Consider the following 13513-nt stretch of genomic DNA (forward strand, 5'->3'; position numbering starts at 1 on the left):
CCTTGTGATGACAGACATCAACTTCTACCATCTGACGGCGCGTCCCTTGGAATGGGCTCTACCGAAGCTGCTTGAAAAGTCGCTTCAGGCGGAGGCCCGCGTCGTCGTGATTGCGTCGAGCGAGGAGCGCGTCGCCGACCTTAATGCCCATCTCTGGGCGTTCGATCAGGATAGCTGGCTGCCCCATGGCAGCGAAAAGGACGGGAATGCGGAGCTGCAGCCGATCTGGCTGACAGTTGCAGACGAGAACCCGAACGAGGCGTGCTTTCTGTTTCTGACGGATGGCGCGACTTCGGAGCATGTGAGCGATTACGAACGCGTGTTCGAGCTGTTTGACGGCCGCAACGATGAGGCGGTGAAGGCGGCGCGGGCACGCTGGAAGGACTACAAGGCCGCCGGTCATACGCTCGCCTATTGGCGGCAGACCGAGAGCGGCGGTTGGGAGAAGGCCGGCTGAGTGCGGGTCTTGGATGAGATAAGCGAACCCTGGAGCAACAGGTGAAATACGATTTCGATCAGGAGATCCGGCGCACCGGAACCAATTCGGTCAAATGGCAGATCTATTGGCGCGGCGACAAGCGCGAGCTTTGGGAAGGTACGGACCCCGACCTTGGCGCCGATCGGACTCTTCCGATGTGGGTGGCCGACATGGATTTCCCGATCGCCGAGCCGATCCGCGAAGCCATGCGGAAGCGCATCGATCATCCGATCTTCGGTTATGTGGTTCGCACGCCTGATTATAACGAGGCGATTACCGGCTGGATGGAGCGCCGCCACGGCTGGAAGGTCGATCCGGAATGGATCGTCAACACGCCTGGCGTGGTTCCGGCCCTGAACCTGCTGGTCAGGGCTCTGACCGAGCCAGGCGACAAGGTGCTGATCCAGCGCCCGGTTTATTATCCCTTCACCTACGCCATCGAGAATAACGGGCGCGAAGTCGTCTCCAACTCGCTGGTGATGGAGAACGGCGTCTACCGGATGGATTTCGACGATCTCGAAGCCAAGACGGCGGATCCGAAGGTGAAACTTTGCGTTTTCTGCAGCCCGCACAACCCGGTCGGCCGGGTCTGGACCGCCGAAGAGCTGAAGCGCTTTGGCGAGATCTGCAAGAAGAACGGTGTGGTCGTCATCGCCGACGAAATCCATGGCGATCTGATGTTGAACGGCTCCACCTTCGTGCCGTTCGGCACGCTCGGCGCTGACATGATGGACAATGCGGTTGTCTGCACCGCGCCGTCGAAGACCTTCAACCTGGCCGGTCTGCACACGTCCAACATGATCGTCTCGAACGAGGCGCATCGGAAGGCGCTGAACAAGGAAATCGCCGCCTCCGGCATTGGCGGCATGAACAGCTTCGGCCTGGTTGCCACCATGGCGGCCTATAACGAAGGTGAGGAATGGCTGGCCCAGGTGCTCGATTACCTGAGCGAGAATGCCAATTATCTCGAAAGCTTCGTGGCAGAGCGTATTCCGGAGATCAAGGTGATCCACCCGGAAGGCACCTATCTGGTCTGGCTCGATTGCCGGGGGCTTGGTCTCGACAAGCTGGAGCTTGAAGCCCTGATGCATGAAGAGGCGAAAGTCCTGTTCGACGAGGGCTATGTCTTCGGCGTGGAAGGCGAGGGTTTCGAGCGCATCAATATCGCTTGCCCGCGCTCTATCCTGACCGATGCGTTGGAGCGGATCGAGGCGGCGGTGGCGAAACGCCGCGCCTGATCAAGCTTTTGGAGTAAGTGTTCGGGGCGAGGCAGGTCATCGCGTGGCTTGCCCCGTTCCGCGCGCACCGCTATAAGGCGCGCGCCGGGCGCTTTTGCGCCCGCTTAGCTTTTTCAAACGCATCGCGCGGATGGCTCCAGCCGTCCAGCGGAACCAGAAGAGAGATACAATGGCCATTCAGCGCACTTTCTCCATCATCAAGCCGGACGCGACCGAGCGGAACCTGACCGGTGGCGTCAACAAAATGATCGAAGAAGCGGGCCTGCGCATTGTCGCGCAGAAGCGCATCCAGATGACGCAGGCTCAGGCCGAAACCTTCTACGCCGTTCACAGCGAGCGCCCGTTCTTCGGTGAGCTGGTTGAGTTCATGATCTCCGCACCGGTCGTCGTGCAGGTTCTGGAAGGCGAAAACGCGATCGCTACCTACCGCGACGTGATGGGCGCCACCAACCCGGCCGAAGCCGCCGAAGGCACCATCCGGAAGGCATATGCCAAGTCCATCGGTGAAAACACCGTGCACGGTTCCGACGCTCCGGAAACCGCCGCGATCGAGATCGCGCAGTTCTTCAGCGGCAACGAAATCGTCGGCTGAACCACTGCTGCCGAATAGAAAAAGGGCCGGTCAGATGACCGGCCCTTTTTGATTCCGCCTTGCGGCTGGTTTGACCTGTTGCCGGTCAGACCAGGAAGATGGCCATCAGAATCAGCAGAACGACGACGCCTATGGTCGACCATTTCAGCATGCCGATGAACCACTCGTAGTTACTCTTGTATTCCGGATAATTGCTGTCCGTGGATCCGTTGCTCGCAGCCATATCGCCTCCGTAGGGATGTCGTGCCGGGCTGAACCCGGTTCGTAACTTAAGAAACTGTATAATTCAGCCGGCCCGGGGCGCCAAGCCTCTATCGTCAGTCGGCTTGCTCCGGTGCCGGGTTTAGCAGTGCGGCATCCGGCGGCGTTGCGCCGTCAAGGAACACGCGCTCACCCTCGATCCGTACCCGCCGTTCCGCGATCCAGCGCAGGCTGGCCGGGTAGATCCGATGCTCCTGCACCAAAATCCGTGCAGCCAGCGTATCGCCGGTATCGTTCTGATGAATAGGCACCACTGCCTGCTGGATTATCGGGCCAACATCCATTTCCGGCGTAACGTAATGCACTGTGCAACCGGAGAACCGCGCGCCCGCATCGATCGCTCGCTGCTGCACGTTGAGGCCCTTGAAGGAAGGCAGCAAGGACGGGTGGATATTGATCATCCGCCCGCTCCAGTGCTCGACGAATTCCGGCGTCAGCAATCGCATGAAGCCGGCAAGGCAGATGAACTCCACGCCAGCTTCATCGAGCGCTTTCTGCATGTCGGCGTCGAATGTCGCCCGGTCGGCATAGAGCTTGTGATCGATTGCCATTGCCGGAATTCCAGCCGCCTCGGCCCGATCCAGGGCGCGGACGCCGGGACGATTCGATAGCACCAGCACGATCTCTGCCGGATGGTCTGGTGCGGCGCAGGCATCGATCAGTGCCTGCAGGTTACTGCCGCTTCCCGATACCAGAACGCCGACCTTGAGTTTTCTTTCGCTCACGCGGGCCAGGTCCCAAGTCCCTGCAGTGTGACGGACGGGGCGCCTTCTGCCCGGTCAGTCAGTATTCCGATCCGGAACACGGTCTCGCCGGCTTCGGTCAGGATTTCAGTCACCGCATCCGCCCGGTCGGCCGAAACCGTCAGGGTCATGCCGATGCCGCAATTGAAGGTCCGTGCAAGTTCCTCTGCCGGCACGCCGCCGGTTTCTGCCAGCCACTTGAAGACCGGCGGAAGTGTCCAGCTTTCGACATCAATCTCCGCAGCGAGATGTTTCGCGAAGGAACGCGGTGGATTGTCCAGCAGACCACCGCCGGTGATGTGGGCAAGGCCGGTGACACCGCCGCTTGCGAGGGCCGCGAGGCAGGATTTCACGTAGATCCGTGTCGGAGTCAGTAGCGCGTCGCCGAGGCTCTGACCTTTGGCGAAGGGAGCATCGTCATCCCAGCCGAGACCGGAGCGGTCGACGATCCGGCGGACCAGCGAGAAGCCGTTCGAATGCACACCTGAAGCGGCGAGGCCAAGAATCACGTCGCCGGCTTCGGCACGCGGCTCCAGGATCAGGTTCTCGCGCTCGGCTGCGCCAACGGAGAATCCGGCAAGATCGAAATCGCCGTCCGTATACATGCCGGGCATTTCCGCCGTCTCGCCACCGATCAGGGCGGCGCCTGACTGACGGCAGCCCTCAGCGATTCCGGCAACGACAGTGCGGGCCGCTTCGACATCGAGTTTGCCGGTGGCGTAGTAATCGAGGAAGAACAGCGGCTCGGCGCCCTGCACGACCAGATCGTTCACGCACATGGCAACAAGGTCCGTGCCGACGCCGGAATAGTTTCCGGTATCGATCGCGAGGCGGAGCTTTGTTCCGACGCCATCGGTCGCTGCGACGAAGACCGGATCCTTGAATCCGGCAGCTTTCGGATCGAAGACGCCACCGAAGCCGCCGATTGCGCCATCGGCGCCCGGCCTGACCGTCGACTTGGTCAGCGGCTTGATGAAATCGATCAGCCGGTCCGCCGCATCAATGTCAACGCCCGCTTCCTTGTAGGTAAGGGGGCGGTTGGGTCTATCGGGAGCTGATATGGTCTCCTCCTCAGCCTTCCGGTATAAGGGGCGGGCAGTGTCTGCAATGCCATTGTTCTGCCCGGTTCAGGGTGTATGACGCAGGGACGTGGACCGCAAGCGTATTTGGCGGACGGCAACATAGTTCAGGGAAGATCGTGCTGATGGGTATTGGGGCTGAAAGCCGCGCGCGGGATACAGAACGGACAGCCGGAATGCCGGATGTCTGCCGTCTTTCGCTGTTTGTAATCATGCTGCTGGCCCTTACTTTCTCGGGGAACGTCGTCCGGGCGCAATCGGATACGGACCGGATTTTCGAGGTGCGCGGCGTTTCGGTGGATGCACAGGCTGCTACCGCCGCGCAGGCCCAGGCTCAGGCTATCGGGGAGGGTCGACGCCAGGCGTGGGGCCGTCTGATCAACCGTCTGGTGCCGAAGGCACAGGCCTCGGCTCTGCCGCCGCTGTCCAGCGATCTGCTTGTCGGATTGACGGTCGGATATGAAGTCGCACGGGAACGAACCTCCGATGTCCGTTATCTCGGATCGCTGAATTTCCGCTTCAATCCGCTGGCCGTACGGCAGTATTTCGCGTCTCTCGGTGTCGCCTACGCCGAAGTCGCCTCCCAGCCAATGCTGATACTCCCGGTCTATAATAACGGCAGTAAGCCGCTGCTTTGGGATGAGGAAAGCCCATGGCTCGCGGCCTGGCTTGATCGGCCCAATGCGAACGGTCTGGTGCCGGTTGCGGTGCCGTACGGGGATCTTGCGGATATCCGGGATATCACAGCAGTGCAGGCGGTTCTGGCGGATCGCGAAGCGATTATGACAATAGCCGCGCGCTACGGCGCGGAACAGGCGGTGGTCGTGAGCGCCCGTCCGATCTCCTCCGGATCGGCGGGACAGGCCATCGAACTGAACCTGACCTATGTTGGCGGCATTGCGGACGGTCAGTCCCTGGTACGGACCGTAACGCCCGATCCGGCCAACCCGGACGCGGACCTGTTGTCGGTTGCTGCACGGACAGCAACGTCGGAGATCCAGGAAGCCTGGAAGACGGAGAATCTGATCAGCCCGGGATTCGAGACGCGGGTTACTGTCATCGTGCCGATTACTTCATTCGACAATTGGCTGGAACTCCGCAAGGGATTGGATCAGGTCTCGTCTGTGTCCCGGCGCGAACTGTTACGGATTTCCCGCAACGAGGCCCTGATGGATGTCTGGATCAATGGTGACGTGGACCAGCTTGCATTGGCGTTGAAGCAGAAGGATTTCATCCTGATGGAATCGCAGGATGGCTGGCTGTTCTATAAAGAAGGAACTGATCTGCCGGAGCGCTACCTTCCCGAGCCTTCTGCCGCTCCCGTGCTTATGGAGCCGGCGGCGCCGCCTGCCAGCGTAGCGCCGCTCGTTCTGCCGCCGCTGGTGCAGTGATGCTCCATAGCAATTTCATGCCGATTTCTTGCCGGAAACGGGGAGCAAAATGACGCAGCGTGAACGCCTGACATTCTGGGGCGCGCTTCTGGTCGCTCTTGTTATTGCTCTCTATGTGCTGAAAGGCGTGCTGGTTCCGTTCGTGGCCGGCATGGCGATCGCCTATTTCCTGGATCCTTTGGTGGACCGCTGTGAGCAGGTTCGCATGTCCCGGACAGCCGGAACCACGGTCGTGCTGCTTGGCTTCTTCTGTACCGGGCTCGGCATTATGCTTCTCCTGGTGCCGCTGATACAGGCGCAGGCGGTTCTGCTCGCCAAAACGCTCCCGGGCTATCTTGAACGTCTGCTGGCCTTTGCCGATCCGATTGTCGGTATGGCCAAGGTCTGGCTCGGCAATGGCGGCGCCGAAGAGATCAATCTCTCCGCCATCGCGGCGAAGGCCGGGGAATGGCTTATTTCCGTTGCCGGACAGGTTCTGAGCGGTGGGGCGGCACTGGCCAACCTCGTGTCGTTGCTGGTTATCACACCGATCGTCGCCTTCTACCTGCTGCGGGACTGGGACCGTATCGTCGCTGCCGTTGACGGCTGGCTGCCGCGGGCGCAGGCGAAGACGATCAGGGAGCAGGCCCGAATCATCGATGAGACGCTCGCCTCCTTCGTGCGCGGGCAGGGCTCTGTCTGTCTCATTCTCGGCGGCTTCTATGCTGTGGGGCTGACGCTCGCGGGGCTCGATTTCGGTGTGATCATCGGGCTGTTTTCCGGCCTGATTTCCTTCGTGCCCTTCGTAGGGTCGATTTTTGGCGGCCTGCTCAGCATCGGCCTTGCCGCCATGCAGTTCGATTCCCTGACACCCATCGCCATTGTCGCCGCCGTTTTCGTCGCGGGGCAGGCTATTGAAGGCAATTTCCTGACACCCAATCTGGTTGGAGAGGCGGTTGGCCTGCATCCGGTCTGGGTGATTTTCGCCCTGCTGGCGGGCGGGGCGCTGTTCGGTTTTCTCGGCATTCTGATCGCGGTCCCGGTCGCGGCTGTGATCGGCGTGCTCACCCGCTTTGCTCTGTCGCGGTACCTTGTCAGTCCGCTCCATCTTCATGGCATACCGCCATCGGACGATGAGACGGATACTGAAGGACGCTGAGATAGGACCGACGGGCTATTATGATTGAACAGAACAACGGATCGCGTCTGATCGGCGGCGAAGGCGGGCAGCTGCCCTTGTCGCTGGAGCATCGCCCGGCCTTTGACCGAGGCGAATATCTCGTCTCCACCTGCAATGAGGCAGCAACGGCTTGGATCGATTCCTGGCCGTCTTGGCCGGAGGCGACATGGGGACTGAACGTGCACGGGCCCGAAGCCTCGGGCAAAAGTCATCTGGCGGAGGTCTGGGCCCGCAAAGCCGACGCCATCATGCTCCGTCCGGCGGACCTGGATGTGGATCGGCTGCCAGCGTTGCTCGGCGAGGCCCGCTATATCGTATTGGACAATGTCGACGAGAGCCTGCCGGGCGTGCCCGCCTTTCATCTCTACAACATGATTGTCGAGCGTCGGGGCGCTTTGCTGGTGTTGTCCCGAACGCCTGTCTCGCGTATGGAACTTCACCCGGCGGATGTGAAATCGCGCTTCTCTGCGTTGCCTGCCGTGGCGATCAGCGATCCCGATGATGCATTGATCTCGGGAATTATGGACAAACTCTTTCGCGACCGGCAATTGTTCGTTGCTGAAGAGGTTCTGGCCTTTCTGGTCGGGCGCATGGAACGATCGTTTTCGGAAGCGCGGGCGCTGGTCGAAACCATCGACGCCATGTCGCTTGCCGAGGGGCGCCGGATCACACTGCCACTTGCACGCCGCGCGCTGGAAGCGCGGGCTGCGGGATAGCACCGGGACTGCTAACGAAAAAACAAACAAACGGAGCACTATCCATGGATCTGGGAATTAAAGGGAAGAAAGCCCTCGTCTGCGCGTCGAGCAAAGGGCTCGGCAAGGCATCGGCGATGGCGCTTGCACAAAACGGCGCGGATCTGACGATCTGCTCGCGGACGCCTGAAGCGATCGAGGCAACGGCCGAGGAAATCCGGTCGGCCACCGGCGCGACCGTGCATGCCATCGCATGCGACATCACCACCGACGAAGGCCGGGCGAAGGCGCTGGCGCCGTTCGACTCCAAGCTCGACATCCTCGTGAACAATGCGGGCGGCCCGCCGCCGGGCAACTTCCGGGACTGGACCCGCGACGACTGGATCAAGGCTGTCGATGCCAACATGCTGACCGCCATCGAGCTGATCAAGGCGACCATTGACGGCATGATCGACCGCAAGTTCGGCCGTATCGTGAACATCACCTCCGGTGCCGTGAAGTCGCCCATCGCGATCCTCGGGCTTTCCAACGGAGCCCGCACCGGCCTGACCGGTTTCTGTGCCGGCATTGCCCGTGAAGTCGCCAAGGATGGCGTCACCATCAACGGTCTGCTCCCCGGCCCGTTCGACACCGACCGGCTGCGCGGCAACATGAAGCTGCATGCGGAAAAGGCCGGCGTCGATTTCGAGACCTATTATGCGGAGCAGGCTGCACAGCACACTGCCGGCCGGTTCGGTTATCCGGACGAGTTCGGCCAGACCTGTGCGTTCCTGTGCAGCGCGCATGCCGGCTATATCAACGGCCAGAACGTGCTGATGGACGGCGGGGCCTTCCGCAGCACCATGTAGGCGTTGGATGACGGTATTCGTCATATCGGACGGAAACCGTCATCGAACTGAAACGCGACAGGATTACGGTCCGGCCCGGGATATTCCATATCCCGGGCCGACCTGTGTTATGACAGCGACAAGCGCTGTTGGCGCTGCGAGGTCCAGCAATACAGTCATGACGAGGAGACGGCCCCGTGAGCGAGAGTCAGGCGGAAAGCACGACGCGTATCGACGCGGCATCGCCCGAGCGGTTCTTTAACAGGGAGCTGTCCTGGCTCGGGTTCAACGCACGCGTTCTTGAAGAAGCGAACAATCCCGCACACCCGCTGCTGGAGCGGCTGAGGTTCGTATCCATTTCAGCGTCGAACCTGGACGAGTTCTATACGGTTCGGGTAGCTGGCCTGAAAGGCATGGTGAATGCGGGCGTAACCACGCCCAGCGCGGACGGTCTCTCCCCCACCAATCAACTCATCGCCATTGCGGAAAAGGCGGCGGAACTTATCGCCGTGCAGCAGCAATATCTTTCCATGCTGCTGGGCGAATTGCGCTCGGTCGGGTTCCACCTGATCACGGCAGCGGACCTCACAGCAGTGGACCGGAAGTGGCTCGACGGCCATTTCATAGACCAGATTTTCCCGCTGCTGACTCCACTCGCCATCGACCCGGCGCACCCGTTTCCGTTCCTTCCGAATGGCGGTGTCTGTCTCGCCATGCAGCTCACGGATGCCTCGAACGGGATAGACATGGAAGCGTTGCTCCCGCTTCCGGCGCAAGTTGGGCGCTTCGTGCGCTTGCCGGGTCAGGATATCCGCTTCATTGCCATCGAGCAGGTGATCATCGAGCATGTCGACCAGCTGTTCCCGAATTTCACCGTCACCGGCAACGGAGTGTTCCGTGTGCTGCGGGACAGTGAAATGGAAGTGGACGAAGAGGCCGAAGATCTCGTGCTGTCGTTCGAGTCGGCCCTGAAGCGGCGGCGGCGGGGCAATGTTATCCGGCTCTCCATGAACCGGGACATGCCGGACGATCTCCGCGACTTTGTGGTCGACGAGATGAAGGTCGCCGCCGAGGATCTCTTCACTCTGGACGAGATGGTCGGCCTGGCCGATCTGTCTCAGCTGATTGTCAGTGAGCGGCCGGATCTGCTCTGGAAGCCCTTCAATCCGCGTTTCCCGGAGCGTATCCGGGACTTCGGCGGGGATTGCCTAGCGGCTATCCGAGCCAAGGACATTGTCGTTCACCATCCCTATGAGAGTTTCGACGTCGTCGTTCAGTTCTTGCGCCAGGCGGCAGCGGACCCGGCGGTGGTCTCGATCAAGCAGACGCTCTACCGAACGTCCAAAGGCAGTCCGATCGTCAATGCCCTGATCGAAGCGGCGGAAGCCGGCAAGTCTGTCACCGCGATGGTCGAGCTGAAAGCGCGCTTCGACGAAGAAGCGAATATCCGTCTTGCCCGTGATCTGGAGCGCGCGGGTGTTCAGGTGGTTTACGGTTTCGTCGATCTGAAGACCCACGCAAAGATCTCACTGGTGGTCCGGCGCGAGGGCAACGGCCTCAGGAATTACGTGCATTTCGGGACCGGCAACTATCACCCGATCACGGCGAAGATTTACACGGACCTCTCCTTCTTCACCTGCGATCCGGTTCTGTGCCGTGATGCTGCGCGCATGTTCAACTACATGACCGGCTATGCCACGCCACAGCAGATGGACAAGCTGTCGCTCTCGCCGTTGACCATGCGCGAGAAAGTGCATGAGCTTGTGGATACGGAGATCGAGTTCGCCCGGCAGGGCAAGCCGGCAACGATCTGGGCGAAGATGAACTCGCTGGTCGACCCGGACCTGATCGACCTGCTTTACAAGGCGTCGAACGAGGGCGTGAAGATCGAGCTGGTGATCCGCGGAATCTGTTGCCTGCGTCCGGGGATTCCGGGCCTTTCCGAGAACATCCATGTGCGCAGCATTGTCGGCCGGTTCCTTGAGCACTCCCGGATATTCTGTTTCGGTAACGGGCGGAAGCTTCCCTCGGATCAGGCGAAAGTGTACATGTCCTCCGCCGACTGGATGACTCGCAATCTGAACCGTCGGGTCGAGCATTTTGTTCCGATCGAGAACAGGACTGTGCATCGTCAGGTTCTTGACCAGATCATGGTGGCGAACCTGAAGGACGAGACCAATTCCTGGATCGCGGAGCCTGATGGACGGTTTGTCCGGGTCGCGGCCGATGCGGGCGCGTTCTCGGCGCATAAATATTTCATGACCAATCCGAGCCTGTCCGGCCGCGGCAGCGCTCTGAAGAGGTCGAATGAAATGCCCAAGAAGCTGAGCGGCACGGAATAACGTTTGTCAGTTCCCTTTTCTCAAGACGGCTGGATCTCCAACAACGGGCCGGATCATAGCGGCCTCGTTGGCGTCCTGGATATTGGCTCCAACTCCATCCGTCTCGTCGTTTTCGAAGGCGACGGGCGCATGCCGATCCCGCTTTTCAACGAGAAAGCGCTCTGTGGCCTCGGAACGGGGTTGCAGGAAACCGGGCACCTGTCTGAGCAGGGTGTGCGTTCGGCGATGGAAAACCTGGAGCGCTATTTCACCATTGCCAAGGGTATGGGCGTTTCCGAGGTCCGCGTGCTGGCAACGGCGGCGGTCCGCGATGCCCGGAACGGGGACGAGTTCGTCTCCGCGGTCGAAGGCCGCTTCGGAGCCCGTGTAATGGTGCTGTCAGGGGATGAAGAGGCCCGCTTGTCCGCCCTTGGGGTGATCAGTGCGTTTCCCGATGCCGATGGTGTGGTCGGGGATCTTGGCGGCGGAAGTCTTGAGCTCGTCGATGTCCAGAACAGCAAAGCGCGCCGCTTCGAGACCACGCCCCTGGGGCCGCTCCGGCTCGGCGAACTCTCCCGGCAGAACCGGGACGAGGTGACGGACAAGATCGACGCCAGTCTGAACGGGGTGCTGTGGCTTGATGCCATGTCCGACCGCGATCTGTTCGCTGTCGGTGGCGCCTGGCGCAGCCTTGCCCGCGCACACATGGAGTTGACCGACTATCCGCTGGCGGTAATTCACCATTATGCAATTGGTGCCGAGGAAGCGGTCCGTTTTCTCGACGAGATCACCCGCATGGGCCGGAAGGATCTGCGGGCTCTCGATGCTGTCTCAAAGCGCCGTGTCGAGAAATTGCCGGTTACGGCTCTGGTTCTGAAACGGGTGATCGAGCTGGGGCGTCCGCGTCAGGTCGTGTTTTCGTCTTTCGGGTTGCGGGAGGGCTGCCTCTACGACCGGCTGCCGCAGGGAGAGCAATCCCGCGATCCGCTGGTTGACAGCTGCATGGATATCGCCCGCAAGAGCAGCCGTTTCAGCCCGCACCCGGAAGTCCTTGAGCGCTGGATTGCTCCATTTTTCGAAGGTGTTCCCGCTGCGGAACAGCGGTTGATCCGGGCGGCTTGCATTCTCAGCGATTTCGCCTGGGGAGAGCATCCGAGCTATCGCGGCGAGCACGCCTTCATGCGGGTTCTACGGTTGCCGGTGGTCGGCATGAACCACGCCGACCGGGTGTTCCTCGCCTATGCGATCCTTGCCCGCTACACCGGCGGTATCGAAGAAGAGGGAATGCTGCGGGTCCGCAAACTGCTGTCGATCCGGCGGCGGGATCTGGCCTACCGGGTCGGTCTTGCCTTGCGGCTGGCATTGACCCTTTCCGGCGGTGCGACGGAGCTTCTGGAGAGCGCCCGGCTCGAGCGTGAGCGGGACATGGTGGGAGAGCGCGGCTTTGTCATCAGTATGCACGGCCATCAGGGCGGGCTCGGCGGTGACGTGGTGACGCGAAGAATTGCCGCGCTGTCAGAAGCGTTGGGTCAGGAAATCCGGATTGAGCATTAAGAAGCGATGCGGCTCTGTCAGAGCCGCATCAGTTTGATTTTTCCGGCTTCGGCGGTCAGCCCGATGCGGCCGTGTTTCAGATTGACGGCATCGGCCCCGAACAGGTCGCGGCGCCAGCCCGTCAGGGCCGGGACGTCCGCATCGTCATCCAGTGCGATGGATTCGATGTCGGCCGCATTGGCGATCAGGCGGGCGGCGACCTTTTCCTCATCCGAGCGGATTTTCAGCAACACCTTCAGGAGCTCGACAATAGGGCCGGGCGCCTCGCGCTTGTCGTCCTTTGTCGGAAGTCTGGGGCAGGCATCTTTCGGTATCGAGAGGCCTTTGTTGACGACTTTGATGATTTCCTGACCCAACCGACCGTTTGCCACCTGGGCGTTGAAGGTTCGGGTGCGGGCAAGTTCTTCCGGCGTTGTCGGCGCGTGCGCGGCTATATCCATCAGTACGTCGTCACGCAGGATCCGGTTGCGCGGAACATCCCGCTGCCGTGCCTCGCGTTCCCGGAAGGCCGCGATCTGCTGCAGCACGGCGAGAAATTTAGGCTTCCCACTGCGGACTTTAAGGCGCTGCCAGACGGTTTCGGGTTCCGGATCGTAAAGCGCCGGGTCGGCCATTTTAGCCACTTCGTCCGCAATCCAGTCCATGCGGCCGGATTTCTCGATGCTGTCCATCAATGCTCGATACACCGGGCGCAGGTGGATGACGTCGGCGAGCGCATAGCCGATCTGCTTCTCACTGAGGGGGCGATGGGACCAGTCAGCGAAACGCGAACTCTTGTCGAGTTGAACCCCGGTCAGGCTCTGCACCAGCTTGTCGTAGGAAACGGAATCGCCGAAGCCGCAGACCATGCCGGCAACCTGGGTATCGAAAATCGGCGCCGGCAGCTCTCCGCAGAGATGATAGAATATCTCGAGATCCTGGCGGGCGGCATGGAAGACCTTCAGAACATTTTTGTTCTTCAGCAGCTCAATGAGGGGCGCAAGGTCAAGCCCGTCGGCAAGGGTATCGACGGCGACAGCCTTGTCGTCGATCCCTAACTGAACCAGACAAAGCTGGGGATAGTAGGTCTTCTCACGCATGAACTCCGTGTCGATTGTCACGAAGTCTTCGGTCGCGAACTCGGCACAGACGGCGGAGAGCGCAGCGGTATCGGTAATAACGGTCATAGGGTTCTC

The 13513-nt window shown here is 61.0% G+C and carries 13 protein-coding genes; 9 read left to right on the forward strand and 4 right to left on the reverse strand.

From position 1 onward, the window contains the following. The first annotated feature begins 7 nt into the window (after window positions 1-7). From IG629_RS16405 to ndk, 3 genes are all read left to right on the forward strand, one after another. Window positions 8-457, forward strand: coding sequence for a DNA polymerase III subunit chi (locus IG629_RS16405; protein ID WP_193173012.1), 450 nt, complete (start codon window positions 8-10; stop codon window positions 455-457). Between the two features lie 41 nt (window positions 458-498). Further along, complete coding sequence (locus IG629_RS16410) at window positions 499-1716, forward strand: MalY/PatB family protein (RefSeq protein ID WP_193173013.1); 1218 nt, start codon at window positions 499-501, stop codon at window positions 1714-1716. 169 nt (window positions 1717-1885) lie between these two features. Further along, the gene (gene ndk / locus IG629_RS16415; protein ID WP_193173014.1) at window positions 1886-2308 is read left to right on the forward strand and encodes a nucleoside-diphosphate kinase; all 423 of its coding nucleotides are present in this window, start codon (window positions 1886-1888) and stop codon (window positions 2306-2308) included. A gap of 85 nt (window positions 2309-2393) precedes the next feature. Here ndk and IG629_RS16420 read toward each other — a convergent pair whose 3' ends face one another. From IG629_RS16420 to purM, 3 genes are all read right to left on the reverse strand, one after another. Beyond that, complete coding sequence (locus tag IG629_RS16420; RefSeq protein WP_193173015.1) at window positions 2394-2531, reverse strand: aa3-type cytochrome c oxidase subunit IV; 138 nt, start codon at window positions 2529-2531, stop codon at window positions 2394-2396. Window positions 2532-2625: 94 nt separating this feature from the next. Then, complete coding sequence (gene purN / locus IG629_RS16425) at window positions 2626-3294, reverse strand: phosphoribosylglycinamide formyltransferase (protein ID WP_193173016.1); 669 nt, start codon at window positions 3292-3294, stop codon at window positions 2626-2628. Next, window positions 3291-4373, reverse strand: coding sequence for a phosphoribosylformylglycinamidine cyclo-ligase (gene purM, locus IG629_RS16430; protein ID WP_193173056.1), 1083 nt, complete (start codon window positions 4371-4373; stop codon window positions 3291-3293). Before purM ends, purN begins: the two co-directional genes overlap by 4 nt. Window positions 4374-4516: 143 nt before the next feature. On the opposite strand from purM, the gene IG629_RS16435 reads away from it, so the two are divergent. From IG629_RS16435 to IG629_RS16460, 6 genes are all read left to right on the forward strand, one after another. Then, the gene (locus tag IG629_RS16435; RefSeq protein WP_226886854.1) at window positions 4517-5782 is read left to right on the forward strand and encodes a DUF2066 domain-containing protein; all 1266 of its coding nucleotides are present in this window, start codon (window positions 4517-4519) and stop codon (window positions 5780-5782) included. Window positions 5783-5831: 49 nt separating this feature from the next. Further along, window positions 5832-6920 (forward strand): AI-2E family transporter, encoded by a 1089-nt coding sequence (locus IG629_RS16440; protein WP_193173018.1) that lies wholly within the window; start codon window positions 5832-5834, stop codon window positions 6918-6920. Between the two features lie 20 nt (window positions 6921-6940). Then, the gene (locus tag IG629_RS16445; protein WP_193173019.1) at window positions 6941-7657 is read left to right on the forward strand and encodes an HdaA/DnaA family protein; all 717 of its coding nucleotides are present in this window, start codon (window positions 6941-6943) and stop codon (window positions 7655-7657) included. A gap of 44 nt (window positions 7658-7701) precedes the next feature. Beyond that, the gene (locus IG629_RS16450) at window positions 7702-8484 is read left to right on the forward strand and encodes an SDR family oxidoreductase (protein ID WP_193173020.1); all 783 of its coding nucleotides are present in this window, start codon (window positions 7702-7704) and stop codon (window positions 8482-8484) included. Window positions 8485-8660: 176 nt separating this feature from the next. Further along, a complete protein-coding gene (locus IG629_RS16455; RefSeq protein WP_193173021.1) occupies window positions 8661-10805 on the forward strand; it encodes an RNA degradosome polyphosphate kinase in 2145 nt (714 codons plus the stop codon). Window positions 10806-10808: 3 nt separating this feature from the next. Then, entirely contained in the window at window positions 10809-12338 is a 1530-nt protein-coding gene (locus IG629_RS16460; RefSeq protein WP_193173022.1) for a Ppx/GppA family phosphatase, read from the forward strand. A 17-nt stretch (window positions 12339-12355) separates the two neighbouring features. Here IG629_RS16460 and rnd read toward each other — a convergent pair whose 3' ends face one another. Next, entirely contained in the window at window positions 12356-13504 is a 1149-nt protein-coding gene (rnd, locus tag IG629_RS16465) for a ribonuclease D (protein ID WP_193173023.1), read from the reverse strand. Window positions 13505-13513: the final 9 nt, after the last annotated feature.

This window comes from Nisaea nitritireducens (assembly GCF_014904795.1).
GTDB classification, from domain to species: domain Bacteria; phylum Pseudomonadota; class Alphaproteobacteria; order Thalassobaculales; family Thalassobaculaceae; genus Nisaea; species Nisaea nitritireducens.